The sequence below is a fragment of the Tabrizicola sp. genome (assembly GCF_022842145.1).
GTDB lineage: Bacteria > Pseudomonadota > Alphaproteobacteria > Rhodobacterales > Rhodobacteraceae > Tabrizicola.
In genome coordinates this window covers 49,837-75,314 of sequence record NZ_JALHQD010000007.1, presented here as the reverse complement: position 1 = coordinate 75,314, position 25,478 = coordinate 49,837, and the positions used below count along the sequence as shown (strand labels likewise).

Annotated in this window: 19 protein-coding genes and 1 tRNA gene; 3 read left to right on the top strand and 17 right to left on the bottom strand. The window is 64.9% G+C overall.

All coding sequences use genetic code 11. From position 1 onward, the window contains the following. Window positions 1–21 precede the first annotated feature (21 nt). Window positions 22–864, bottom strand: a complete 843-nt coding sequence (locus Q0C42_RS15850; RefSeq protein WP_295077987.1) for a YihY/virulence factor BrkB family protein — start codon at window positions 862–864, stop codon at window positions 22–24. An 85-nt stretch (window positions 865–949) separates the two neighbouring features. Here Q0C42_RS15850 and mgrA point away from each other — a divergent pair, with 85 nt between their 5' ends. Further along, window positions 950–1,975, top strand: coding sequence for an L-glyceraldehyde 3-phosphate reductase (gene mgrA / locus Q0C42_RS15845; protein WP_295077984.1), 1,026 nt, complete (start codon window positions 950–952; stop codon window positions 1,973–1,975). 90 nt (window positions 1,976–2,065) lie between these two features. After that, window positions 2,066–2,572 (top strand): hydrolase, encoded by a 507-nt coding sequence (locus Q0C42_RS15840; RefSeq protein WP_295077981.1) that lies wholly within the window; start codon window positions 2,066–2,068, stop codon window positions 2,570–2,572. Window positions 2,573–2,618: 46 nt separating this feature from the next. Here Q0C42_RS15840 and gltB read toward each other — a convergent pair whose 3' ends face one another. From gltB to Q0C42_RS15805, 7 genes are all read right to left on the bottom strand, one after another. Beyond that, window positions 2,619–7,157, bottom strand: coding sequence for a glutamate synthase large subunit (gltB, locus tag Q0C42_RS15835; protein WP_295077978.1), 4,539 nt, complete (start codon window positions 7,155–7,157; stop codon window positions 2,619–2,621). A 4-nt stretch (window positions 7,158–7,161) separates the two neighbouring features. After that, on the bottom strand, window positions 7,162–7,797 hold the full coding sequence (locus Q0C42_RS15830; RefSeq protein ID WP_295077975.1) for a hypothetical protein: 636 nt from the start codon (window positions 7,795–7,797) through the stop codon (window positions 7,162–7,164). A 7-nt stretch (window positions 7,798–7,804) separates the two neighbouring features. After that, window positions 7,805–8,248, bottom strand: coding sequence for a GFA family protein (locus Q0C42_RS15825; protein WP_295077972.1), 444 nt, complete (start codon window positions 8,246–8,248; stop codon window positions 7,805–7,807). Then, window positions 8,238–8,933: a hypothetical protein gene (locus Q0C42_RS15820; RefSeq protein ID WP_295077969.1), complete on the bottom strand. Its 696-nt coding sequence runs from the start codon at window positions 8,931–8,933 to the stop codon at window positions 8,238–8,240. The genes Q0C42_RS15825 and Q0C42_RS15820 overlap by 11 nt, the downstream gene beginning before the upstream one ends. A 105-nt stretch (window positions 8,934–9,038) precedes the next feature. After that, window positions 9,039–10,475 carry an NAD(P)-dependent oxidoreductase gene (locus tag Q0C42_RS15815; RefSeq protein WP_295077967.1) on the bottom strand — a complete coding sequence of 479 codons (1,437 nt, stop codon included), beginning with the start codon at window positions 10,473–10,475 and terminating at the stop codon, window positions 9,039–9,041. A gap of 162 nt (window positions 10,476–10,637) precedes the next feature. Continuing rightward, complete coding sequence (locus Q0C42_RS15810; RefSeq protein WP_295077964.1) at window positions 10,638–11,438, bottom strand: undecaprenyl-diphosphate phosphatase; 801 nt, start codon at window positions 11,436–11,438, stop codon at window positions 10,638–10,640. A 3-nt stretch (window positions 11,439–11,441) separates the two neighbouring features. After that, complete coding sequence (locus tag Q0C42_RS15805) at window positions 11,442–12,428, bottom strand: complex I NDUFA9 subunit family protein (protein ID WP_295077961.1); 987 nt, start codon at window positions 12,426–12,428, stop codon at window positions 11,442–11,444. A 153-nt stretch (window positions 12,429–12,581) separates the two neighbouring features. Here Q0C42_RS15805 and Q0C42_RS15800 point away from each other — a divergent pair. Then, window positions 12,582–12,666 (top strand) — tRNA-Leu (locus tag Q0C42_RS15800). A gap of 223 nt (window positions 12,667–12,889) precedes the next feature. Here Q0C42_RS15800 and Q0C42_RS15795 read toward each other — a convergent pair. The 9 genes from Q0C42_RS15795 to Q0C42_RS15755 all read right to left on the bottom strand — a co-directional run bounded on the left by Q0C42_RS15795 (window position 12,890) and on the right by Q0C42_RS15755 (window position 25,476). Further along, window positions 12,890–15,541: a nitrate reductase gene (locus tag Q0C42_RS15795; RefSeq protein WP_295077958.1), complete on the bottom strand. Its 2,652-nt coding sequence runs from the start codon at window positions 15,539–15,541 to the stop codon at window positions 12,890–12,892. Then, window positions 15,538–15,873, bottom strand: coding sequence for a nitrite reductase small subunit NirD (nirD, locus tag Q0C42_RS15790; protein WP_295077955.1), 336 nt, complete (start codon window positions 15,871–15,873; stop codon window positions 15,538–15,540). The genes Q0C42_RS15795 and nirD overlap by 4 nt, the downstream gene beginning before the upstream one ends. Continuing rightward, window positions 15,870–18,293 (bottom strand): nitrite reductase large subunit NirB, encoded by a 2,424-nt coding sequence (nirB, locus tag Q0C42_RS15785; protein WP_295077952.1) that lies wholly within the window; start codon window positions 18,291–18,293, stop codon window positions 15,870–15,872. The genes nirD and nirB overlap by 4 nt, the downstream gene beginning before the upstream one ends. Next, complete coding sequence (locus Q0C42_RS15780; protein WP_295077949.1) at window positions 18,290–19,933, bottom strand: nitrate ABC transporter ATP-binding protein; 1,644 nt, start codon at window positions 19,931–19,933, stop codon at window positions 18,290–18,292. The genes nirB and Q0C42_RS15780 overlap by 4 nt, the downstream gene beginning before the upstream one ends. A gap of 4 nt (window positions 19,934–19,937) precedes the next feature. Next, window positions 19,938–21,026, bottom strand: coding sequence for an ABC transporter permease (locus tag Q0C42_RS15775; RefSeq protein ID WP_295077946.1), 1,089 nt, complete (start codon window positions 21,024–21,026; stop codon window positions 19,938–19,940). Window positions 21,027–21,036: 10 nt separating this feature from the next. Next, window positions 21,037–22,392, bottom strand: a complete 1,356-nt coding sequence (locus tag Q0C42_RS15770) for a CmpA/NrtA family ABC transporter substrate-binding protein (RefSeq protein WP_295077943.1) — start codon at window positions 22,390–22,392, stop codon at window positions 21,037–21,039. Between the two features lie 253 nt (window positions 22,393–22,645). Then, the gene (locus tag Q0C42_RS15765; protein WP_295077940.1) at window positions 22,646–23,806 is read right to left on the bottom strand and encodes an ABC transporter substrate-binding protein; all 1,161 of its coding nucleotides are present in this window, start codon (window positions 23,804–23,806) and stop codon (window positions 22,646–22,648) included. Next, window positions 23,803–24,387, bottom strand: coding sequence for an ANTAR domain-containing response regulator (locus Q0C42_RS15760; RefSeq protein WP_295077937.1), 585 nt, complete (start codon window positions 24,385–24,387; stop codon window positions 23,803–23,805). Before Q0C42_RS15760 ends, Q0C42_RS15765 begins: the two co-directional genes overlap by 4 nt. Before the next feature lie 177 nt (window positions 24,388–24,564). Next, window positions 24,565–25,476, bottom strand: coding sequence for an FAD:protein FMN transferase (locus Q0C42_RS15755; protein WP_295077934.1), 912 nt, complete (start codon window positions 25,474–25,476; stop codon window positions 24,565–24,567). Window positions 25,477–25,478 lie beyond the last annotated feature (2 nt).

Here is a 25,478-nt window from a genome sequence, read left to right as displayed (position 1 = left end):
CACGGCGAGGGGGGGGCGCCGTCATCGGCCCGCCATCCGCATCCGCGCGTCCAGTTCCGCGTTGATCGCCCCGCCCAGCAGGATCGACCAGACCGAAAGGTACAGCCACATCATCAGGATGATGACGGCCCCGATCGATCCGTAGAAGACGTTGTAGCTGTTGAAGTTCGCCAGATAGACCGAAAACCCGATCGACACCCCGGCCCAGGCGATCGACGCGACCAGGACGCCCACCGAAATCCAGGGCGACCGGAACCCGCCCGGCACATTCGGTCCGAAGCGATACAGGATCGACAGGCAGGTCACCACCAGCAGGAACATCGCCCCCCAGGGCAGGACCTTGGTCAGCCAGGCCTCGAAAGTGCCGAATTGCACGAAGTTCAACAGGATCGGCACGACGATCACCGTCACCAGCGCCACGAACAGCGCGCCGATCAGCGCCCCGGTCAGAACGAAGTCGACCGCCCAGCTCCAAAGCCAGGACCGCGGCTTCGACCGATGCACCACGTCCAGCCCCTGCACCAGCGCCGAAACCCCGGCCCGGGCCGAGTAAAGCGCGATCAGCAGCGACAGAAGCGTCGTCCATTGCAGTGCCGTGCGCGGGGCCGAGATCAGGCCCATCACCTGATCATGCACCAGCGCCCGCGCCTCGGGCGGCAGGAAACGCTCGGCGATGGACAGGTAGCCCTCAATCGCCCGCGGATCGGCGAACATGCCCCAGACCGCAATCGCCGCCGCCAGCCCCGGAAAGACCGCGAACATCGCGAAGAACGCCACCCCCGCGGCGATCAGGCCAAAATGCCCGTTGCCAACCCGCGTCCAGACGCAGACCAGAAACTCCCAAACCTCGCGGATAATCCTCATTCGCCAAGCATCCCCCGGATTCCCGGCCAGCGCAACTTGAAGCCGACCAGCCTCCGTCGCATGATAGTTCCAACAGGAGGACCCCATGACCTATATCCCCGCCGCCAACCGCTACGAGCGGATGATCTACAACCGTTGCGGAAACTCTGGCCTGAAACTTCCGGCCATCAGCCTCGGCCTTTGGCACAACTTCGGCCACGATACGCCGCACGCGACCAAGCAGGCGATCTGTCGGACCGCGTTTGACCTCGGCATCACCCACTTCGACCTGGCCAACAACTACGGCCCCCCGCCCGGAAGTGCCGAGGAGGCGTTCGGTGAACTCCTCCGGACCGACTTCCGTTCCCTTCGCGACGAGCTGATCATCTCTTCCAAGGCCGGTTACGAAATGTGGAACGGCCCTTACGGCGAATGGGGCAGCCGCAAGTATGTCATCGCCTCCTGCGACCAGTCTTTGAAGCGGATGGGCCTCGATTACGTCGACATCTTCTATTCCCACCGTTTCGACCCCGACACGCCCCTGGAAGAGACGATGGGCGCACTCGACCACATCGTCCGGTCAGGTCGCGCGCAGTACATCGGCATTTCCAGCTACAACTCCCAGCGCACGCGGGAGGCCGTGGCGATCCTGAAAGGCCTCGGGACGCCGCTGGTGATCCACCAGCCCAGCTACAACATCCTGAACCGCTGGGTCGAAACCGACGGGCTGAAGGACACGCTGAAGGAACTGGGCGTCGGCTCCATCGCCTTTGTGCCTCTGGCGCAAGGTATCCTGACCAACAAGTACCTCAACGGCATTCCCGCTGGCAGCCGCGCCACGCAGGACAAGTCGCTGCATCCGTCCGTCGTCGAAAAGGCGATCGGTTCGGTGAAGAAGCTGAACGACATGGCCGCGGCGCGGGGACAGACCCTTGCCCAGATGGCGCTCGCCTGGGTGCTGCGGAACGGCGGCATCACCTCGGCGCTGATCGGGGCCTCGAAGCCCGAGCAGGTCGTGGACTGCGTCGGCGCGCTGCAGAAGCTGGACTTTACTGCCGAAGAACTGGCCCAGATCGACGCCATCTCGGAAGAAAAGGACATCAACCTCTGGGCCCGGTCGTCCGAAGACTAGCCCCTGCCCGGTTGCCTTGACCGCAGTCAAGGCGACCGCGCCGCTGTCAGCTATCCTGCTTCTCCGGCCCTTCGCCGGAGGAGAAGGACGATGCAAACCAACGCGCTCCCGGTCTCGGACCGTTCTGACAACACCACCGGCTGCTGCCCGCGCTTCAACCCCGCGGGATGGGAAGGGGCAGAGCTGCATTTCCGCGACAAGCTTTTCCTGCGGGCCGAAACCGTGTCCGCCATGCATATCCCGCTGAACATGGGCAAGGTCTTCTCCCGCGTCCAACGCCATATCGACGCCGCCGCCGCGATGGACCCCGACCAGTCCATCGTGCTGTCGCGGGATCTGTCCGCGTTCAAGGGGGAACACCTTTTCGCGGTCACCAGGGTCGTCCCGGACGAACAGATGCTCCGGATGTCGGGCGACTACGTCACCAAGGTGTTCGAGGGTCCTTACCGCGAGGCAAAGGATTGGCACGAAACTCTGAAAGCTCTCAGCGCCAGTCACGGCAAGGAGGACGGTCGGATCTGGTTCTTTTACACGACCTGCCCGAAATGCGCGAAGGCCTACGGGGAAAACTACGTCGTGGGGCTGGCCGAGGTTTAAGGCTCTGGTGGACGGCCCGAACCGGTCGGGCCGTCCTGTCTTCGGGTTACTCCGCCGGAACCTTCGCCACCTCGTCCGACAGCGGATAGGGCAGCCGGTCCAGCATCTCCTTCGGGCAGACCTGCAGGAAGTTCAGCCGCTCGCGGTCCCAATTGCTCAGGATACGCTCGGCGACCCGGCTACCCGTTTCCTCCAGATGCCGGCCGATCAGGCCCTTCAGCTGCATCTCCCAATGCGGATGCTCCACCGCACAAGTCAGGATCGACTCCAGGTTCATGAAGTCCTCGGCCACACCCTCGGGATCGTAGACATAGGCCATCCCGCCCGTCATCCCCGCCCCGAAGTTCGCGCCGATCCGTCCAAGGATCACCGCAACGCCGCCGGTCATGTACTCACACCCATTCGACCCGCAGCCTTCCACGACCACCGAAGCGCCCGAGTTCCGCACCGCGAAGCGTTCCCCCGCCCGACCGCTGGCGAACAGGAATCCGTCGGTCGCACCATACAGAACGGTGTTCCCGATGATCGTGTTCTCCTCGGCCTTCAGCGGCGAGGACATCAACGGCCGCACCGTGATCGTGCCGCCCGACAGGCCCTTGCCGACATAGTCGTTGGCATCGCCCTGCACTTCCAGCTTGAGACCCCTCACCGAGAACGCCCCGAGCGACTGCCCGCAAGAGCCGGTCAGCTTCACCGTCAGATGGTCGGGCTGCAACGCGTTCCGCATCCCGAACTTCTTGACGATATGGCTCGACGCCCGCGTCCCGATGGTCCGCAGCGTGTTCCGCACCGCGTAAGACAGCTGCATCTTCTCGCCGTCCTCGAAGAACCGGTGGCCGTCCTTGATGATCTCGGCGTCCAGTGTGTCCGGCACCGCATTGCGCGGCTTCGTGCGGTCATAGGTGATCGCCCGCGCGCCATCGACGCTGATCAGCATCGGGTTCAGGTCAAGGTCATCCAGGTTCGCGGCCCCACGGCTGACTTGCGTCAGGAGGTCCGCCCGCCCGATGATCTCATCCATCGACCGCGCACCAATCGACGCCAAAATCTCCCGCACTTCCTGCGCGTAGAAGGTGATCAGGTTCACCACCTTGTCCGCGCTGCCGGTGAACTTGGCCCGCAGCGCCTCGTTCTGCGTGCAGACCCCCACCGGGCAGGTGTTCGACTGGCACTGGCGCACCATAATGCAGCCCATCGCGATCAGCGCGGCGGTGCCGATGCCGTATTCCTCGGCCCCCATCATCGCCGCCATGACGATGTCGCGCCCGGTCCGCAGCCCCCCATCGGTGCGCAATGTCACCCGCTCCCGCAGGTTGTTCATCGCCAGAACCTGATGCGCCTCGGTCAGACCCATCTCCCACGGTAGGCCCGCGTACTTGATGCTGGTCGCAGGCGACGCCCCCGTGCCCCCGTTGTGGCCACTGATCAGGATCACGTCGGCCTTGGCCTTCGCCACACCCGCCGCGATGGTCCCGACACCCGACGACGACACCAGCTTCACCGTCACCTTGGCGCGCGGGTTGATCTGCTTGAGGTCGTAGATCAGCTGCGCCAAATCCTCGATCGAATAGATATCGTGGTGCGGCGGCGGGCTGATCAGCGTCACCCCCGGCGTCGAATGCCGCAGCCGAGCGATCAGCGCCGTGACCTTCATCCCCGGCAGCTGGCCGCCCTCACCGGGCTTGGCGCCCTGGGCGACCTTGATCTCCAACTCCTCGCAGGCGTTCAGATACTCCGCCGTCACGCCAAAGCGCCCGGACGCGACCTGCTTGATCTTGGCGGACGGGTTGTCCCCGTTCGGCTCCGGCACGAAATGCGCCGGGTCCTCGCCGCCCTCGCCACTGTCCGACTTCGCCCCGATCCGGTTCATCGCCACGTTCAGCGTCTTGTGCGCCTCGGGGCTGAGAGCGCCCAAGGACATCCCCGGCGTCACAAACCGCTTGCGGATCGAGGTGATGCTTTCCACCTCTTCAATCGGCACCGGCTTGCCCAGCGTTTTGATGTCCAGCAAGTCCCGCAGATGGATCGGCGGGTTCGACCGCATCGCGGCCGAATACTGCTTCCACATGTCATAACTCGCCCGGTCACAGGCCGACTGCAGCATGTGCATCGTCTGCGCTTCCCAGGCGTGCTTCTCGCCCGACCGCCGCGCCTTGTAGAAGCCGCCGATGGGCAGCACATCCGCCCCACCCAGCCAGCCGCGCTTGTGGACCTCTTCCAGCTTCTGCTCGACGCCGGTCAGGCCGATGCCCGAGATGCGCGACTGCATGCCGGGGAAGTATTCGGCCACCATGGCGCGGCTCAGACCCACCGCCTCGAAGTTCAACCCGCCGCGATAGCTGGAGATCACCGAAATCCCCATCTTCGACATGATCTTCAGAAGACCCGCGTCGATGGCATCCCGATACCGCCGCATCGCATCGGTCAACGAGCCGTCCAGCAGCCCGCGGTCGATCCGGTCCGCAATCGAATCCTGCGCCAGATAGGGGTTCACCGTTGTCGCGCCCGAGCCGATCAGCACGGCAAAGTAATGCGGGTCGATGCACTCCGCCGACCGCACGTTGATCGAACAGAACGTCCGCAGCCCCTTGCGCGTCAGCCAGGAATGCACCGCCGAGGTCGCCAAAATCATCGGCATCCCGACCTTCACCGGCCCCTGATGTTCGTCCGTCAGCACCAGTTGCCCGGCACCGGACCGCACGGCGTCCTCGGCCTCGGCGCGGATGCGCTCCAGCCCGACACGCAAGTCATCCAGCCCCTCGCCCACCGGGAAGGTGCAGTCGATGAACGCCACCTGATCCCCGAACCGCTCCACCATCACCTCGAACTCGCGGTTCGCGACGAAGGGGCTTTCCAGCACAAGGATTTCGGTCTGGGAGTTGTTCTCGTCCAGCACGTTCCGCAGGTTGCCGAACCGCGTTTTCAGCGACATCACCCGGCCTTCGCGAAGCGAGTCGATGGGCGGGTTCGTCACCTGGCTGAAGTTCTGCCGGAAATAGTGCGACAGCGGCCGGTAGACCGACGACAGCACCGCCGGAGGAGTATCGTCGCCCATCGAGGCGACCATCTCTTTCCCGTCCTCGGCCATCGGGGCCAGAACCTGCTCCAGCTCCTCGATGGTGAACCCCGCTGCGATCTGCCGCTTGCGCAGGTCGCCGCCGGTAAAGCTTTGCGTCTCGGGGATATCCTTCAGCAGCGCGTTCAGGTCGACGATCTTGCCAACCCACTCGCCATACGGCTGGGCCGCGGCAAGTTTGTCCTTCATCTCGACGTCGTGGTAAAGCTTGCCCTCCACCATATCGACGGCAATCATCTGCCCCGGCCCCAAGGCGCCCTTCTCGCGGATAGTGGATTCATCGACCGGAACCATGCCAGCCTCCGACCCCGCGATCAGCATCCCGTCGCCCGTCACCACGTAGCGCATCGGCCGCAGACCGTTGCGGTCAAGCCCGCCGCAGACCCAGCGGCCATCGGTCATCGCCAAAGCCGCCGGACCATCCCAGGGTTCGATGACCGAGTTGCAATAGGAATACATGTCGGCCCAGGCCTTGGGCATGTTCACCGTCTGCTTCGACCAAGCCTCGGGCACCAGCATCGTCTTGGCCATCGGCGCCGACCGCCCCGACCGCACCAGCACCTCGAACACCGCATCCAGCGCGCCACTGTCCGAAGTCCCCCCCGGAATGATCGGCTTGATGTCCTCTGCCGCCTCGCCAAAGTTGTTCGACGCCATCCGGATTTCGTGGGACTTCATCCAGTTGACGTTGCCCTTCAGCGTGTTGATCTCGCCGTTGTGGGCCAGCATCCGGAACGGCTGCGCCAGCCACCACTGCGGGAAGGTGTTCGTGCTGTACCGCTGGTGGTAGATCGCGAAGGCGCTTTCGAACCGCTCGTCCATCAAATCCGGGTAGAAGGTCGCGACCTGCTCGGCCAGCATCATCCCCTTGTAGATGATCGACCGGCAAGACAGCGAACACAGGTACATCCCCTGGATGCCCGCAGCCGTCGCCGCCTTCTCGATCCGCCGCCGGATGACGTAAAGCTCGCGCTCGAAGTGGTCCTGGTCGATGTCCTTCTCGCAACGGATCAGGATCTGCTCGATTTCGGGCCGCGTCGCGTTGGCCTTGTCGCCCAGCACCGAGACATCCACCGGCACATGCCGCCAACCATAGATGTAATGCCCCATCCGCAGGACCTCGGTCTCTACGATGGTCCGGCAACGCTCCTGAGCGCCAAAGTCCGTCCGGGGCAGGAACACCTGCCCCACGGCGATCAGCTTGCCCACATCCGGCTCATGCCCCGTGCGCCGCACCTGGTCGTAGAAGAACTTGACCGGGATCTGCACATGGATGCCCGCCCCGTCGCCGGTCTTGCCATCCGCATCCACCGCGCCCCGGTGCCAGACCGCCTTCAGAGCGTTGATCCCGTTCTCCACGACCTTGCGGCTGGGCTTCCCACTGATGGAAACGACCAGCCCCACACCGCAGGACGAATGCTCGTCCTCGGTCTTGTAGAGACCATTCGCATCCAACCAGGCGCGCTTTTCCTCTTCGGCCTTCACCCAGGCGGCATCATAGTTCGTCATGGCGTTACTCCTTGTCTGGCTCGGCCAGGAATGTCTGGGAGGTCTTGGGGTCCGGTTTGCTCGACGTGAAAAGCAGCTGCTCACCAAACTGCGCGTAGTAGGCTGTCACGGGTCCGCTAACGGGTTGAAAGAAAGGGAGAGAAAGCGAGAAGCCAAGCGCTTCATTCTCTAGAACACCCGTTGCAATTTCCCGGCCATCTGGTCCGGTCAAGCTCCAGGCCCCTGTCGCAAGGCTTGCCTCAATCGCGCTGAAACAGGCCTGGAATTCGGCCGAGAACCGGCCAATTACCTCGGCGTTCGGTCCTGCAAAGGCATCGGAGCGATTGAACGAAGCGGTGTTCTCGGCGGTATGAATGATTCTCAGGCTACCACCGCGCCTCTCCAAGACTTTTCTGGGAACCTCACTCGGCCCCCGGATGATATCGGGGCCATCCATCTTGACGGTCATCGGCACGCCGGCGTCAGCAGGGCACCAGTCCGTCGGAGCCGCAAGATAAGTCACTTCCACAGCCAACCCAACGACGTCTTTCGCGACAGCCGGACACGCACAGGCCATCCCAACGACAAAAGCGGCAGTCACCACGTTTGCCCGCAGCAAAGTCAGTCTGGACCCGGTCAGTAAGACGTTCGCTTTGCGCATGATCGACCTATTCACTGGCCAGAAGCGGGAATTTCTCCACGCACTGCGCTCGCGTCAAAACGTTCCGACCCTCGCCCGCGAAGGCATAGCTGTCGGGCTTGTGGTCGATGTAGATCTCGTTCGTCATGGTCAGTCCGTTCGCATCGTCGAACGTGCCGATCGGCAGCTCCACGTTCCCCGCATAGGGTCCGTCCACCGTCACCCGAAACCACAGGGCCGAGCCGCAGTCGGCGCACCAGGCCCGCTCGCCCCAGGGTGAGGACTGGCGTTTTGCCACATGCTCAAGCCCCGTCCACGCGACATTCGCGTCCGGAACGGTGATCCCCAGCAGCGCCGACCCCGTCCACTTGCGACACATCGGACAGTGGCAAACACCAAAGTTCGTGCCCGTCAGCACGGCCTGAAACCTCACCGCCCCGCAGAGACAGCCACCTTCCCGCTCAAGGTTCATGGCGCACCCTCCAGACGGGAAGCGAGGCCGTCAGCGCGTCGCAATCGAACATCGGCTGGCTGGACAGGAACCCCTCTTCCCCGGGAAACACGAACTGCACCGGCGAGCCGTCGATCGGCAGCCACTGCCCGTCACCCAAGTCGGTCTCGCCCGGACCCGCGAAGAACAGACGCCACTCGGAGTGGATGTATTCGCTGCCGCGCGACCGGCGCAGGACGGTGCCGGACAGGTCGTATTCGGTGAAATCGACCTCGGTCTGTTGCAGCGTGATCCCGTCGATCAGGACGGATGTCCCGGTCAGCCGGTCATAGCCCTCGGCCCGGCTGCCGGTGCCGTCGTCTTTCGACAGGCTGAAACTCCAGGTGTCCACACCTTCGCCGATCAACTCGGACATGCTGGCCGGGTCCGCGGGGTTGGGGTCCAGCACCTGCTTCACCGGGTCATAGCTTTCCAGCCACTGACCCTCGACGTCGATCTTCGAATAGAAGAACGGCCCTTCCTGATCCAGATCCACCCGCCACTGGTCGCCCGGCAGATCGGCGGCGCAGCGGTAGAAGTGCGAGACGCGGCATTGCTTGGACTGCACGGTCAGAAATCCCTCGCAGCCCTCGGGTGCATCCCAGGTACCGGCCAGCGCGGGGGCGGCCGGGGTGGTCAGGCAGGCAAGGATCAGAAACTTCCGCATCGCCGTTTCACCACTGGAGTCAGGTCACGTGTCCTGACGTTTAACTTTCTCTGCACCCGGCGCGCGTATGCACGGGATGCATACGCGATGTAGACGGGTTGTAGCCTACTCTGCCGCCAGTGCTCCGGTCTGGGCCAGATAGCCCAGGATCGCTTCGGCCGCCTCGCGCCCGTCGCGGATCGCCCAGACGACCAATGACGCGCCGCGCACGATGTCGCCCGCCGCATAGACGCCCGGCAGGCTGGTCTCATGGGTCCGGAAATCGGCCTTGATCGTGCCCCAGCGGGTCACTTTCAGTTCCGGAACACCCCAGAGCACCGGCAGGTCCTCCGGCTCGAAGCCCAGCGCCTGGATCACCAGGTCGGCGGGTTCGACATAGTCCGCCCCTTCGATGATCTCCGGCGTCTGGCGGCCTGTCGCGTCCGGGGCGCCCAAACGCATCTTCTGCACCATCACGCCGTCGACTTCCGTGCCGCCGGTGAATCCCTTCGGTGCGGAAAGCCAGACGAACTCGACGCCTTCTTCCTCGGCGTTCTGCACTTCGCGCTGCGACCCCGGCATGTTCGCCCGGTCGCGGCGATAGAGGCACTTCACCGACAGGGCGCCCTGCCGGATCGCGGTGCGCACGCAGTCCATCGCGGTATCGCCACCGCCGATCACCACCACGCGCTTGCCGTTGGCGTTCAGCTCACCGCTCTCATACTCCGGCACGTCGTCGCCAAAGCCCTGCTTGTTCGACACCGTCAGGTAGTCCAGCGCCTTCACGATACCGCGCGCGCCCACACCCGGAGCCTCGATATCCCGGGCCTTGTAGACGCCCGTGGCGATCAGCACTGCATCGTGCTGGCCCCGGATCGCGTCAAAGGTGATGTCCTGGCCCACGTTGCAGTTCAGGACGAAGCTCACGCCTCCGTCCGCCAACTGCGCATTGCGGCGTTCGACCACGTCCTTCTCCAGCTTGAAGCCGGGGATGCCATAGGTCATCAGCCCGCCCGAACGGTCGTAGCGGTCATAGATCGTGACCTGCACGCCCTGCCGCCGCAGCATGTCGGCCGCCGCAAGACCCCCCGGCCCGGCGCCGATGATGCCCACGGATTCCGTGCGTTCGGCGTAGGGGCGGATCGGCTTGACCCAGCCCTCTTCCCAAGCCGTGTCGGTGATGTACTTCTCGACGGACCCGATGGTCACCGTGCCATGCCCCGACTGCTCGATCACGCAGTTGCCTTCACAAAGGCGATCCTGCGGGCAGATGCGGCCGCAAATCTCCGGGAAGGTGTTGGTGGCCTGGCTAAGCTCATAGGCCTCTTGCAAACGGCCCTCGGCGGTCAGCTTCAGCCAGTCCGGGATGTTGTTGTGCAGCGGGCAATGCGACTGGCAATAGGGTACGCCGCACTGGCTGCACCGACTGGCCTGCTCGGCGGCCTTGCGGTCCGCGTACTCCCGGTAAATCTCGTGGAAATCCTGCGCGCGCGAGGATGCGTCCCGTTTCTCGGGCATCTCTTTCCCGACGGTGACGAATTTGAGCATCTTCTGCGTGGCCATGACCTAGCGTCCCTTGAGAGTTCTTCCGGGACCGACGGGATACAACCCTTCTGCCAACATGAAAAGTCAGTAGTGCTTACCTATTTATCGGTTTTTGACCGGATAAGACATCGGCTCTGCCGTTTTTATGGGAAATTAGGTCAGCATGGTTTCCGAACTCGGCTAGTAACCCAGCAAAAGCGCGGTCAAAGCGACGGATCCCACAATGATTCGCCACCAGCCGAACAGCGCATAGCCATGCTTGCCGATGAAGTTCAGCACCCAGCGGACCACCACTGCCGCGGTAACAAAGGCGACCGCGAAGCCGATGGCGATGTCCCAGACGGCGGCAAAGTCCAGGACATCACGGTTCTGGTACAGATCATAGACAACCGCCGCGCCCATTGTCGGCAGGCTGAGGAGGAACGAAAACTCCGCCGCAGCCCGCTTCTCGACCCCCATCAACAGGGCCCCGACGATGGTCGCCCCTGACCGCGAGACGCCCGGGACGAGCGCGAGGGTCTGGCAGAACCCGATGGCCAGCGACTTCCTGAATGGCAGGGCCAATGCGTCTTGGTGCACAGCCGGCGGCGCGATGCGGTCGATCACCAAAAGGACCAACCCGCCCAGAATCAGCACGACGGCAATCAGAATCGGGGTCTCGAACAGCACTGATTTCACAAATCCATGCGCCAGGACACCGATCACGACGGCGGGCAGAAACGCCAGAAACAGCGAAGTGAGCGAGCGCCGGGCCGCATCTTCATGACGCGCACGCAGCACCAGGCGCAGGATCAGCGTCGCGTAGACCGAAAACAGCGCCAGGATCGCGCCCAGCTGGATCACCACCTCGAAGGTGTGGCCCGCGGAATGAAAGCCCAGGAAATGTCCGGCCAGAAGCAGGTGACCCGTCGAAGACACCGGCAGGAACTCGGTCAGGCCTTCCAGGAGACCCAGGAAGGCTGCAGTCAGCGTGTTGTCCACGCCTTAGACTTTCTTGAGATTTTTGGCCGAATCCTTGATCGCCGCGTACTGGCCCGACGGGCGATAGCGCCACAGGTATTCGGGCAGAACGCCCTCCATCGCCGTGGGGGTAATGCCAAGCTCGGCAAAGCCGCGGGCCGTGGGAGAGACCACGTTGTCGCGGGCAAGGTTTCGCACCTGATCGCGGGTGATCATCTTGTTCTCGATCAGACCCAGCGTCACCGCCTGCGCCATGTCAAAGCCGAAACCCATCATCCGGGCGACGAAGAAGGGAACGGTGACGACGGCACGGCGGCGCTGGATCACCTTGAGCATCCGCCCCATCAATCCGCGGAAGGTGTCGACTTCCGGGCCGCCAAGCTCGTAGACGCCCGCAGCCGCCTCGCCATTGATCGCCTTGACCGCGGCCTGCGCGACGTCATCGACGTAGACCGGCTGGAAACGGGTATCGCCCCCGACGACCGGCAGGATCGGACCCATCCGCGACATCGCGGCGAAGCGGTTGAAGAACTGGTCCTCGGTCCCGAAGATGATCGACGGGCGCAGGATCACCGCCGTCGGGAAAGCGTTCAGCACGGCGGCCTCGCCCTCGGCCTTGCTGCGGGCATAGCTGCTGTCCGATTGGGCGTCCGCGCCGATTGCCGAGATTTGGACCAGACGTTCGACACCCAGTTCCGCCGCAATCCGCGCCACCCGGCCCGCGCCCTGTGCCTGGACCGCATCGAAGGTGTTCGCGCCGACACTGTTCAGCACGCCCACGCAGTTCACCACCGCATCTGCACCCCGGATCACCGCCCGGACCGAGGCGTCATCACGGATGTTGCAGGCCACCGGCTCGACCTGTCCGGGCACGCCATAGGGCCGGACGAACAGCGCCTCGTTCGGGCGACGGACGGCCACGCGAACCCGCCAACCGTCTTTCGCCAGCCGGCGCGCGATGTAGCGGCCAACAAAGCCCGAACCGCCGATGATGGTGACCAGCTTGCTCATGCGCGCACTCCCTCACGGGCACCTGAAAGGCACCGGAAACTGGGCCGATGAATAGCCGCGCCGCCCCGGACGGGCAAGGCCAAAGCACGGCCAAGAAATTTGCTGAAGGGGCCGTTGACTCTGCCAAACCGGGCCGTTACATCGCCCATCAGTGCCCAGATGGCGGAATTGGTAGACGCACTGGTTTCAGGTACCAGCGCTGCAAGGCGTGGAGGTTCGAGTCCTCTTCTGGGCACCACTACCTACCAGAAGCCCAGCAATCTTAAATGATTGCAGGGCTTTTTCTTTTTTCCTGGTCGCTCGGTAGCGTTCAGGAACTCACGCTTTGCCGTGGGTCCGCTGCCAGATGATTGAGAATGGCCGGATCGAAGGACAGGGCGGGCCAGCGGCAGACCGAACCTTGCGGCAAAAGCGCGCTGCTGACCTTCAGGTGTTCAGCGGACGGCGACCACGCCCGGCCCTTATTCCGCCGCCTCCCGAAGCCTGAACTGTCCGATCAGGGCGGCCAACTCGGGACGGCATGACCCGCAGGAGGTTCCTGCTCCCAAGACATCGCCCAGGGCCGCAACCGTCGTCGCCCTGCCGCCTTCGATGGCGGAGCAGATGGTGTTGCGTCCAACCCCAAGGCAGGCACAGACCGTCGGGCCCGGATCGGGCACGTCGCCCCGGGCTCGCCCTGCCAGAATGTCATTGAGGTCACCATCGACCAGCCGGGCAGCAAGCGCATCTCGGGCCACGGCGATCGGTGCAGGCCCGACGAACAGGGCAGCAACCAGTCGACCGTCACGGTGAAAGGCCAGACGGGCAATCCCGCGTGCCGGGTCCGCGACCGAGACAACCGGGGCATCCGTCACCCCGAAAAGTGAGCGGGCGAAGGTCTCCCAGTCTGCCGGGGCTTCGGCACCGGCCAACTCGGCACGCCAGCCGCCCGCGGCCCTTGCCACCGCCCAGTAGGTGCAGTCCGGTCGGAGCGTCGTGGTCGACACGGCAAAGCCATACCAGCGCGCGGCGAACTTGCTGATAGAGACGCGGCTTGCCTTGCTGTCAGGCTGCCCGGAAATGGGATCAGGGTTGGCCGCGACCAAGACATCGATCCGTCCGGTCGGAGCGGTCTCTGCCGTCCAGTGGATCGACGCGAAGGGTTGCTGCGGGGCTACCCGGTCGGTCACCAGCACGCGCAGAATTGCTTGGCCCAGCGCATTTCTCACTTCGGCCAGGTCGGCCGTCCGTAGCCCCAGACTGTTGGCATCCGATGGATGAAGTTCCAGGAATGGCTCGGCCAGATGCGCCGACAGGCGCGGACTTTTCGCCGTCCGGGTCATGCTGTGCCACTGGTCCCGGATCCGGCCGGTGTTCAGGCGGAACGGCAGCCCATCCGCGACCAAAACCGGAGGCTGGACGGCGATCATCCGCGCCTTGCCGTCCGGGGTGTGGAACCCCCCGTCCGCAAAGAACCGCCCCCCCGACTGCCGGGCGTTCGCGGGCCAGGTGAAGGGGGCAAGCTTGTCATATCCGTCGGTACTGATCGACGCATGGTTCGAGATGTCGAAATCCAGGCCGAAGTCGCCTGCTACTCCGGAAAGGGCTGCATGTTCGGCAAAAACCTCTGCGGGCGTGTCCCAGGCAAAGCTTGCGACCCAGCCCATCCGCTGTGCGACCTCTGCCAGGATGCGCCAGTCGTCGCGCGCCTGTCCGGGTGCCGGCAGGGCCGTCCGCTGGCGGCTGATTCGGCGTTCGGAATTGGTCACGGTGCCCGATTTCTCGGCCCAGGCGGTCGCGGGGAGCAGGACATGCGCCAGACGGGCCGTATCGGTCGCGGCGGTGATGTCCTGCACCACGACGAAGGGACAGGCTTGCAGCGCCTTTGCCACCAGGTCGGCCTCGGGCATCGACACGACCGGGTTGGTGTGGATGATCCAGATCGCCCTGATCCGGCCATCCGCCACGGCGCGGAACATGTCCACGGCCTTCAGGCCGGGTTTCTCGGCCATGCGGGGCGCGTTCCAGAACTCTTGCACAGCGGCGCGGTGAAGCGGATTCTCGATCTCCATATGGCAGGCCAGCATGTTGGCCAGCCCGCCAACCTCGCGGCCCCCCATCGCATTGGGCTGGCCCGTGACGCTGAACGGCCCCATCCCCGGCCGCCCGATCCGGCCCGTGGCAAGGTGGCAATTCAGGATCGCGTTCACCTTGTCCGTCCCGTGTGAAGACTGGTTCACCCCCTGGCTGTAGACGGTGACGACCTTCTCGGTCCTGCACCAGAGGTCGATGAACGCGCGCAGGTCGCTTTCTGCAAGCCCCGCCCCGGCAGGATCGGTCGCCCGGGCAGCAGCGAAGGCCGCCTCGGCTCCGGTGATCCGAGCCATGAAGGCCGGATCGGCGCAGCCTTTCGCCTCGATCCCGGCAAGAAGCGCATTGAACAGCGCCACATCCCCGCCCGGAGCAATCGCGAGGTGCAGGTCCGCACTCTCGCAGGTCGCCGTGCGGCGCGGGTCGACGACGACGACCTTCATCTCCGGCCGCGCCGCCTTGGCCGCCAGCAGACGCTGATGAAGAACGGGGTGGCACCATGCAAGGTTCGACCCCACCAGCACCACCAGGTCCGCAAGCTCCAGGTCATCGTATTGCCCCGGCACCGTGTCCGTCCCGAAGGCCCTCCGGTGGCCCGCCACGCTGGAGGCCATGCAAAGTCGCGAGTTCGTGTCGATGTTGGCCGTGCCCCAGAAGCCTTTCGCCAGCTTGTTGGCGACGTAGTAGTCCTCGGTCAGCATCTGTCCCGAGACGTAAAGCGCCACCGAGTCCGGCCCGTGTTCCGCAATCGTCCGGGCGAACCGTTTGGCGACGACGCCAAGGGCTGCATCCCACCCGACCTCCTGCCCGAAGACACGCGGGCTCAGCAGCCGCCCCTCCAGCCCCACCGTATCTCCCAAAGCGGCCCCCTTGGAACAGAGCCGCCCGAAGTTCGCCGGATGCTCCGGATCGCCCTTCACCGAAAGACCGCCCTTTCCATCCCGTGTCAGGATCACGCCGCATCCCACGCCGCAATAAGGGCAGGTGGAGCGGACGTCTCCCCGCTCCCCGTTGGGGGAGGGCAGGGGGTTGGGGATGTTCATGCCGCCGACCGACGTTGAAGGAAAGACACGTCCAGCAGCACCCGCCCGTTTTCCATGCGCGCCGGATAGGTCCGGACCTGCCCCTCATCGGCACCCTTTGCTATCCCGGTCGCAAGGTCGAAAACCCAGTTATGCAGAGGGCAAGTGACGGATGTTCCGTGCACGATCCCCTCGGACAAGGGCCCGCCCTTGTGCGGACAGCGGTCGTCAAGCGCAAAGACCTGATCGTCCGCCGTGCGGAACACCGCAACGCATCCGGCCTCCGTCTTCACCACCCGCGCGCCTTGGCGGGGAATGTCGTCCAGCGCGGCAATGTCGATCATTGCGGTCATTCGGCGGCCCTCAGGGTCAGGTCGGCAATCGGGGCCCAGTCGGCGGGACGTTCCGCCAGTTCGGCCCAAGGATCGGTCTGGTAGATACGTTGCGACAGGATGAAGCGGTCATGCAGCGCCCGGCGATTGGCGGGGTCGGCGATCTGCGCCTTGCACCAGTCAAGGCCGACCTTCGCCACCCATTTGTAGATCCGGTGCAGGTAGCGCGCGTTCTCGCGGTAAAGCTGGACGAAGGCCGAGATGACCTCCATCGCCTCTTCCTCGGTCGCGACGGTGCACAGAAGCTCCGTCTCCTTCACATCCATCCCCGCGGCCCCTGCGACGCTGATCTGGTAGCCGCTGTCCACGCAGACGACGCCGATATCCTTGCACGTCGCCTCGGCGCAGTTCCGGGGGCAGCCACTGACCGCCAGCTTCACCTTTGCAGGCGTCCAGGACCCCCAGAGCAGCTTTTCCAGCTTGATCCCCAGACCCGTCGAATCCTGCGTGCCAAAGCGGCAGAACTCTGTCCCCACGCAGGTCTTTACCGTCCGCAGCCCTTTGGCATAGGCGTGGCCGCTGACCATCCCGGCGTCGTTCAGGTCGGCCCAGATCGCGGGCAGGTCATGCTTCTTCACGCCCAAAAGGTCGATCCTTTGCCCACCCGTCACCTTGATCATCGGAACGGCATAGCGGTCGGCCGCATCGGCAATCGCCCGCAACTCGGCCGAGGTCGTGACCCCGCCCCACATCCGCGGCACGACGGAATAGGTTCCGTCCTTCTGGATGTTGGCGTGGTTCCTTTCGTTGACGAAGCGCGACTGCCGGTCGTCCCGGTACTCCAGCGGCCAGTCCGAGATCAGGTAGTAGTTCAGCGCCGGACGGCAGCTTGCACAACCCCCCACCGTCTTCCACCCCAACTCCTGCATCACCGCTGGAATGGACTTCAGCCCCTGCGCTTTGATCATCCTCCGCACGTCTTCATGCGTGTGGTCGGTGCATTTGCACATCGGTGGGTTGGCGTTGGCGGTGAAGCTGTCGCCCAGCGTCAGCGCCATCACCTTCTCCACCAGCCCGGTGCAGGTCCCGCACGAGGCGCTGGCCTTGGTCTCGACGCGCACCGCGTCCAAGGTCACCGCGCCAGCGGCCACGGCGGCCGTGATCTTGCCCTTGCAGACGCCGTTGCAGCCACAGATTTCCGCCTCAGGCGGCAAGGCTGCAACGGCTGCCAGAGGGTCCGCTTGGGCACCCCCCTGGAAGGCCGGGCCAAAGATCAACGTCTCGCGGGCGCCGCTTACATCCTCTCCCGACTTGATCTTGTCGAAGAACCAGGACCCATCCCCTGTGTCGCCATACATCACCGCGCCGATCAGCTGGTCGCCCTCCAGCACCAGCCGCTTGTAGACCCCCCGCCCCGGATCGCGGAACACGATGTCCTCACGTCCCGGCGCATCGGCAAAATCGCCCGCGCTGAAGAGGTCGACGCCCGTCACCTTCAGCTTCGTCGCCGTCTGCACTGGCCTGAACGCGGCCTCCGTACCCATCAGCGTCGCCGCCAGCACCTTGGCCTGATCGTAAAGCGGAGCCACCAGACCAAACAGCTGCTTGTTGTGCTCCACACACTCCCCCAGCGCAAAGATCGCCGGGTCCGATGTCCGCATCTGGTCGTCCACCACCACCCCGCGCCCGATTTCCAGATGCGCGTCGGTCGCCAGCCGCACCTCGGGCCGGATACCCACGGCCATGCAGACCAAATCGGCAGGGTAGACGGTGGCATCCTCCAACAGCACCGCCTCAACCCGCTCCGCGCCCAGGATCGCCTTCGTCGCGCCCGTGCAGTGGATGCGTATCCCCCGCCGCTCCAGATCCTTCTGCAGCAGATACCCGGCCGAGGGATCAAGCTGCCGTTCCATCAGGTGACCCATCAGGTGAATGACCGTCACCTCCGCCCCCCGCGCGGCCATCCCGGCAGCCGCCTCCAGTCCCAGCAACCCGCCGCCGATCACCACCGCCTTGGCCCCGGGGCGTGAGGCGGCAATCATCGCATTCGTGTCTTCCAGGTCGCGGTAGGTGCAGACCCCCGGCAACTCCTTCCCCGCCACCGGAATGATGAACGGAGCCGACCCCGTCGCGATGACCAGCGCGTCATAGGGTGTCTCGCCGCGCTTGGAGACCACAACCTTCCGCTCCCGGTCAATCTTCGTCACATGTTCGCCGAACCGGCACTCCACCCCATGCGCGGCATACCAGGCGTCGTCATGCGTCACGATCTGAGCGTAGGTCTTTTCGCCCGACAGCACTGGCGACAGCATCAGTCGGTTGTAGTTCCCCCGTGGCTCGCCGTTGAACAGGGTGACCTCCCCGGCAAACCCCGCCTCGAACAACTGCTCCAGCATCCGGCCGCTGGCCATTCCGGCCCCGATGACAACCAACCGCATCATGCTGCGTCCTTCTTCTTCACGCCGTGCTCGTATTCCTCCAGGAAGCCCAGAACCTCCGCCCGGTAGTGCCAGTAATCGGCGTGATCCAGCAAAGCCCGGCGGGTTCGGGGGCGGGGCAGTTTGACCTCGGTGATCTTGCCGATGGTGGCCTCAGGTCCGTTGGTCATCATCACCACCCGGTCGGCCAGAAGGATCGCCTCGTCCACGTCATGCGTCACGCAGATCGCGGTGACCTGGGTCCGCGACCACACCTCCATCAGCACTTCCTGCAACTCCCAGCGCGTCAGGCTGTCCAGCATCCCGAAGGGTTCATCCAGCAGCAGAAGCTTCGGCGACAGGGCAAAGGCCCGCGCGATGCCGACCCGCTGCTTCATCCCGTTCGACAGCTCCGCCGCGGGCTTGTGCATCGCATCGGCCAACCCCACCCGCTCCAGGTAGTATTCCACCACGTCCTGCCGCTCGGCCTGCGTCGCCTTCGGGTAGACCCGGTCCACGCCGATCGCCACGTTCTCGCGCGCCGTCAGCCAGGGGAACAGGCTGGGCGATTGAAACACCACGGCCCGCTCCGGATCGGCCCCTTCGACGTGCAAACCGTCCAGCTTGATTGCGCCTTTGGAGATCTCGTTCAGCCCCGCCGCCATCGTCAGGACAGTGGACTTGCCGCAGCCGGAATGGCCGATGAGGGAGACGAACTCGCCCTTCTTCAGGGTCAGGTTGAAGTCCTTGACCACGGTCAATGGACCCTTCGGCGTGGCATAGACCTTGTGGAGTTGCGAGAACTGCAGATAGCGGTCGTCGGTGAAGCTTTTCGCCGCCTGCGCATAGGCGCGCGGCAGGGCGTGGCGAGGGATGACGGTGGGCAGAAGACGCGATCCCTCGACCTTGCCCTTGATGCCGACGTCCATCAGGTAGGCCGTGACATCCGCCCGAAGCGATTTGAACACCGGATCGTCATTCATCGCCGAACGGTCACGCGGCCGGGGCAGGTCGACCGTGAAGGCGGCCCCCAAGGTCCCGTCCGGGTTCAGACACAGGATGCGGTCGGCCAGCACCAAGGCCTCGTCCACGTCGTTGGTGACCAGCACAACGGTGCGCTTTTCGGCCGCCCAGATCGCCTCGATCTCGGATGCCACATTCGCCCGCGTCAGCGCGTCCAGCGCGGAGAGGGGCTCGTCCATCAACAACACTTTGGGCTGCATCGCCAGCGCCCGCGCCACGGCAACCCGCTGCCGCATCCCGCCCGACAGTTCCGCCGGTCGCCGGTCCGCCGCATGAGCCAGCTCGACCATCCCGATATACTTCGCCACCAGCGCCGCACGGTCGGCCTTCGACCCCTTGGACACCGCATCCACCGCCAGCGCGATGTTCCCCGCGACCGTTAGCCAGGGCATCAGCGCGTAGGACTGGAAGACCAGCCCGCGCTCCGGTCCCGGCCCGGTAACGGCCGCGCCCTGGAAAAGAACCTCCCCCGCGTCGGGCAATTCCAGTCCGGCCAGAAGGTTGATCAGCGTCGTCTTGCCGGTGCCAGAGAAGCCCAGCACCGCCAGAAACTCTCCCTCCGCGACGGACAGATCCAACCGCTTGAGCACGGCATGGTCGCCGTAGCCCTTCGACACGCCCTTGAGTTCAAGAATGCCCATGACGTCACCGCTTTCCGCTGAAGGTAAAGGCCTGCTGCAGGGCGAACATCACCCGGTCCAGAAGGAAGCCGATGATCCCGATGGTCAGCACCGCCACCATGATCCGCGCCAGGGACTGTTCCGAGCCGTTCTGGAACTCGTCCCAGACGAACTTCCCCAGTCCCGGGTTCTGCGCCAGCATCTCTGCGGCGATCAGGACCATCCAGCCCACGCCCAGCGACAGCCGCAGCCCGGTGAAGATCAGCGGTAGGGCCGACGGCAACACCAGCCGCGTCACCTTCGTCCAGGTCGAAAGCTTCAGCACCCGTCCGACGTTCACCAGATCCTTGTCAATCGACGCCACCCCGAGGGCGGTGTTGATCAGCGTCGGCCACAGCGAGCACAAGGTCACCGTCACCGCCGAGATGACAAAGCTTTTCGACATGCCGCCGTCCCCGGCATAGACCGCCGAGACGACCATCGTTACGATGGGCAGCCAGGCCAAGGGCGACACCGGCTTGAAGATCTGCACCAGGGGGTTGATCGCGGCATTCGCCGTCGCCGACATGCCCGAGACGATCCCCAAAGGCACCGCCACCAGCGTCGCCAGCAGAAAGCCGAAGAACACCGTCTGGATCGACGTGAAGATCTGGTCGTAATAGGTCGGCTTGCCGGTATAGGGCCGGTCCTTCGCCTCATCCGCCTTGCCTTCTGCCACCAGTGCTGCGTTCTTCTCGGACTGCTTGGCATAGAAGGCCGCCTCCTTGTCACGCTCGGCCAGCGCATCGGCGTGCAGGACACCCGCCTGCTCCCAGACTTGGACGGGGCCGGGGATCGCACCAAGCGAGGTCTGGACTTTCGGGGCGGCCCAGGCCCAGAGCGCCAGAAAGGCCAGGATCGCCAGTAGCGGCACCAGCGCCAGCCGCCAAAGGTCCTTGATCTGGCCCTTCGGGTTCTCACCCGCCAGCATCCGCCACAGAGGCGTCAGCCAGGCCAGTCCCAGCACCTTGAACCAGGGGTCGCAACGCGAGATCAGAGTGGACAGCCGCGCCAGCCGGTCTGCCTGCAGTGCAGTGGGCTCTTCGGGCAGGGCGGCGGGGTCAAGCATGGTCATGGCGGCCCCCTCAGTTCGTCACTGCGCCGCCGACGACCGTCTGGTCGCCCTTCAACCCGATCATCAGGCTGTCGATATAGCCGTTGGGGGCCTTACCGTCATAGGACACCCCGTCGATGAACTCTGCCGTGGGCTCGCGGTAGCCGTCGGCGTCGAAGTCGAACATCTCCGTGGTCGCGTGGCCGTCGGCAACCAGCGCTTCGGCGGCCAGCTTGTAGATCTCGGGCTTGTAGACCGATTTTGCCGTCTCGTCGTACCAGGCGTCCGGCTTGGCTTCGCTGATCTGACCCCAGCGGCGCATCTGGGTGAGGGTCCAGACCGCATCGGAATAGTAGGGGAAGGTCGCATTGTAGCGGAAGAAGACGTTGAAATCCGGTGCCGGGCGTTTGTCGCCGGGCTCGAACTCGAAGGTGCCGGTCATGCTGTTGGCGATCACCGCCGCATCGGCGCCGACGTATTCCGACCGCGCCAGAATCTCGACCGCTTCGGCCCGGTTGACGTTGTCGCCCTCGTCCAGCCACATCGCCGCGCGGATCAGCGCCTTGGTCAGCGCCAGCACCGTCTGCGGGTTCGCTTCCACGAACTCGGCGGTCAGGCCGAACACCTTCTCGGGGTTGTTCCTCCAGATTTCGGCATCCGTGATGACCGGCACGCCGATCCCCTTCGCCACGGCCGCCTGATTCCACGGCTCGCCCACCGCGTAGCCAAGGATCGTCCCGGCCTCCAGCGTGGCGGGCATCTGCGGCGGCGGCGTCACGCTGATCAGGACCTCGCCCCCGATCTGCCCGGATACGTCATCCGGAGAGTAAAGCCCGGGATTGATCCCGCCCGCCGCCAGCCAGTAGCGCAGCTCGTAGTTATGCGTCGATACGGGGAACACCATCCCCAGATTGAACGGAGTGCCCGCATCGGCATAGGCCTCGATCACCGGCTTCAGCGCATCGGCCTTGATCGGATGGACAGGCTTGCCACCCTCCATTGGCACATTGGCCTTCATCTCCTCCCAGACCGCGTTCGACACGGTGATCGCATTGCCGTTCAGATCCATCGAGAACGGCGTCACCAGCGCGGCCTTGGTGCCATAGCCGATGCTGGCCGCAATCGGTTGCCCCGCCAGCATATGCGCGCCGTCCAGCTCGCCCGAGACGACGCCGTCCAGCAGCACCTTCCAGTTCGACTGTGCCACCAAGGTCACCGACAGGCCCTCGTCCTCGAAAAACCCCTTCTCCTTGGCAATCGCCAGCGGGGCCATGTCGGTCAGCTTGATGAAACCCAGCGTCAGTTCTTCCTTCTCGATGCCCGAGGTTTGGGCAAAGGCGGGCATCGCAAGGGCGGTCGAGAGCAGAAGCGCGGAAATGCGTGTCATGGCTTGGTTCCTCGTGGCCCGAGACGGGCGTTGAAATGGAAAAAGCCGCCAGACCCTTCGTCATGATGACGATGGACCCAAGCGGCATTGCTCGGCTTTCCCGATGTGGTGGGATGGCGCGGTTGAGACCTCGTTGCCTCGGCGCTTGAGGTCAGGATGCCATGCTGCATCGCCGCGTCAACGAGCAAGGCGCGGCAAAGTTGGCCTAGGTTATGGAATTTACCGATGCTGCAGTGCAGCGCCTAAGAATTCATCATCCGGCAAGTCCCGGGTCGAAGACTTGGGCATCGTAAAACTGGTCCGGCGGCAGAATCAGCTTCCCGCGAGAGGAAGCGACCGGCGTCGGCTGCACCAGCGACCCCTCGACCTTGGCGCTGGCCGCCGGAAGGTCAGCACCTGCGAGGCCCAGGTGCAGCCGGTAAAGGTCGCTGCGGAAAACCGCCGCTGCGGCGGTCTGCGCCTGCGTCGCGTCGAGCCCATGCCGACGCGCCAGCCGCGCCCCGATCCAGGCCGCCTGACTGCGCCAGGGAAAGCCGGCCGCCCCGTCGTCAAAGCGCAGGAACCCCGGCACCAGCCGTTCCGCCCCGTCCGAAGCGATCAGCAGTCGCCCGGTCAGACCGCGCTCGACCAGTTCAGCCGATACGCCAAGCCGCGTCGCCAGAACCTCGGCTGCCACGGTCAGGTTTGCTTCGCGACCCAGCCAACGGCCGGCCCGCCAGATCGCCCGGATCAGCCGTCCGGCCAGCGCAGGGTCGGCCTCGGCCCATCCTTCCCGGACCGCCAGCACCTTTTCCGGTGCCGCCGCCCAGATCGCACTGGTCGGCAGCAAAAGGACCCCGGCCCCGCGTTCCACGGCGACCGAGCCTCTCGGCTCGCCCACGCAGAAGGCGTCGATCTCGCCCGCTGCCAGCGCATCCGCCATCAGCGGAGGCGGCACGGTCACGATCTCCAGCCCCTTGGGCAGGCCATGCCCCAGTCCCTCCAGCCAGTAACGCACCAACTCGTTATGCATCGAAAAGGCGAAAGGAACCCCGATCCGCAGCCCCTGACCTGCGGCCTCCAGCAGCGCCAAGCCTGCCGCCCGCGCATCCGACAGCATGAAGTCATGCCCCTGCATCCGTGCGGCCACTGCGGTGGACACGCCCACGGCGTTGCCGTTCAGGTTCAGGACCGACAGCACCTCGAACCGCGCCGTACCGCCTAGACCCAGGGCCAGGGCCACCGGCACCGGGGCGAGCATCTGCGCTGCCGCCACCTGCCCCACCGCCAGAAGATCGCGCAAGGTGGACCAGCTTGGCGCTGCAACCAGGTCCAGCGCCAGCCCTTCTTCCTCGGCAAAGCCCATCGCCTCGGCAACGATCAGCGGGGCGGCATCGACCAGCGGCACGAAGCCCAGACGCAAAGCCACGGTCATTTCAGCAGCTCCGCCGCCGTGACCAGCGCCTGCGCTACCTCGGCCAGCTTCTTGCCCTGATCCATCGCGGCCTTTCGCATCAGCGCATAGGCCTCGTCCTCGCCGATCCCTTTCGCGCGCATGACGATGCCCTTGGCCCGGTCGATCACCTTGCGCTCTTCCAGCGCGCGGCGGGTCTCGGCCAGTTCCACCCGCATCTTCTGCATCAGATGGAAGCGTGCGATGGCGGCGTCGATGACCGGCTTGATCCGGTTGGCCGACAGGCCAGCGACGACATAGGCCGACACACCGGCTTCGATTGCCGCCTGGGTCAGCGCGCCATCGCTTTCGTCGACGAACATCGCAACCGGACGCTGCATCGGCGCACTGGCAAGCGTCAGTTCCTCGATCGCGTCGCGTGAGGGGTTGCCGGCATCGATCAGGACAAGGTCGGGATTGCTTTCCGATATCCGTCGCGCAAGGCCCAGTTCATCGGCGATCACCAGGACCTGGTGGTCTCCCGCCTCGCGCAGGCCGTCGACGATCATGAGCGCCCGGTCGCGGTCCTTCTCAACGACGATGATGGATAGTCGCCGGGTCATCCGCTTCCAAGACCACCAGCGTCCCCGGCGTGCAACGACTTGGCCGGAAGCAGGGTGGAAAGGGACGCCGCCTGCCTGCTTGTTCATCACATTGCGCAGCTTCGCCTATTTCCTGGTCGGAAAACCAAGGATGCGGTCCGCAACATGCAAGCTGCGGGCGTTACCCTGTGCCGGACCTCAGGCTGGGACCGCCGCCTCGATCCGGGCGCCGCTGATCCGATCACATAGGGCAGCAAGATCCTCCAGGTCGCGCGCCACGCATCCCGCCGTCGAAACAGCATCGGCCAGGGCTGCCGATGGGGCCGAGATGCTGATCAACCGCCAGCGGATATTGACCGGACGTCCGGTCAGCGGATCAAGGATATGACTGGTCTGCCCGTCGCCTCCGAAGGTCATTCCCAGCGGGGCGGATGTCGCCAGCGCGCGGTTCCGCAGCGGCACACTGCCCCCGGACGCCAACTCCACCGGCCAGCTTCCTTCCGGCAGGGCAAACAGCTCGCCTGTGTCGATCAGCGCGTGGGTCAGGCCGTGCCCAGCCAGAAATTCGGCCACCCGGTCCGCGATATAGCCTTGCGCGATCCCGTTCAGCGTCAGTGCCATTCCAGGGCGCAGGGTGATGGCGTCCGGCGTATAATTCACTGCAGCCCAGTCGATCAGCGAACGGGCGGCGGCGCGGTCCTCGTCGGACAGCAGCGTTCCCGTCAGGCGGGCCTGCGCCTCCACCCGCCACAGGGGCTGGACCGTGGGGTCGAAATGCCCATCGCTCGCGAAATGGACTGCACCCGCAATAGCCAGGCATTCCAGCAGCTCGAACGGAGGGGCCAGAAGCTGACCGTCCCTGTTCAGCCGGGCCAGCGCCGAGTCGGGCAGGTAAAGCGAGAAGATCTTCTCCAGTCTGCGGATCTCGTCCATCGCCTGCGCCGCAAGCCGCGCCGCGTCCGGATGCTGAAGCCGCAAAGTGATCTTCGCCCCAAGCGCGGTACCGGTTTCGATGTGCAGATCCGGAGTGCGGGCCAGTGTCATCGGGGCCAGTGTCATCGACGGGGCCAGTGCGGCCGAGATGGCGATGAAGCGGCGGCGGGTCAACATGG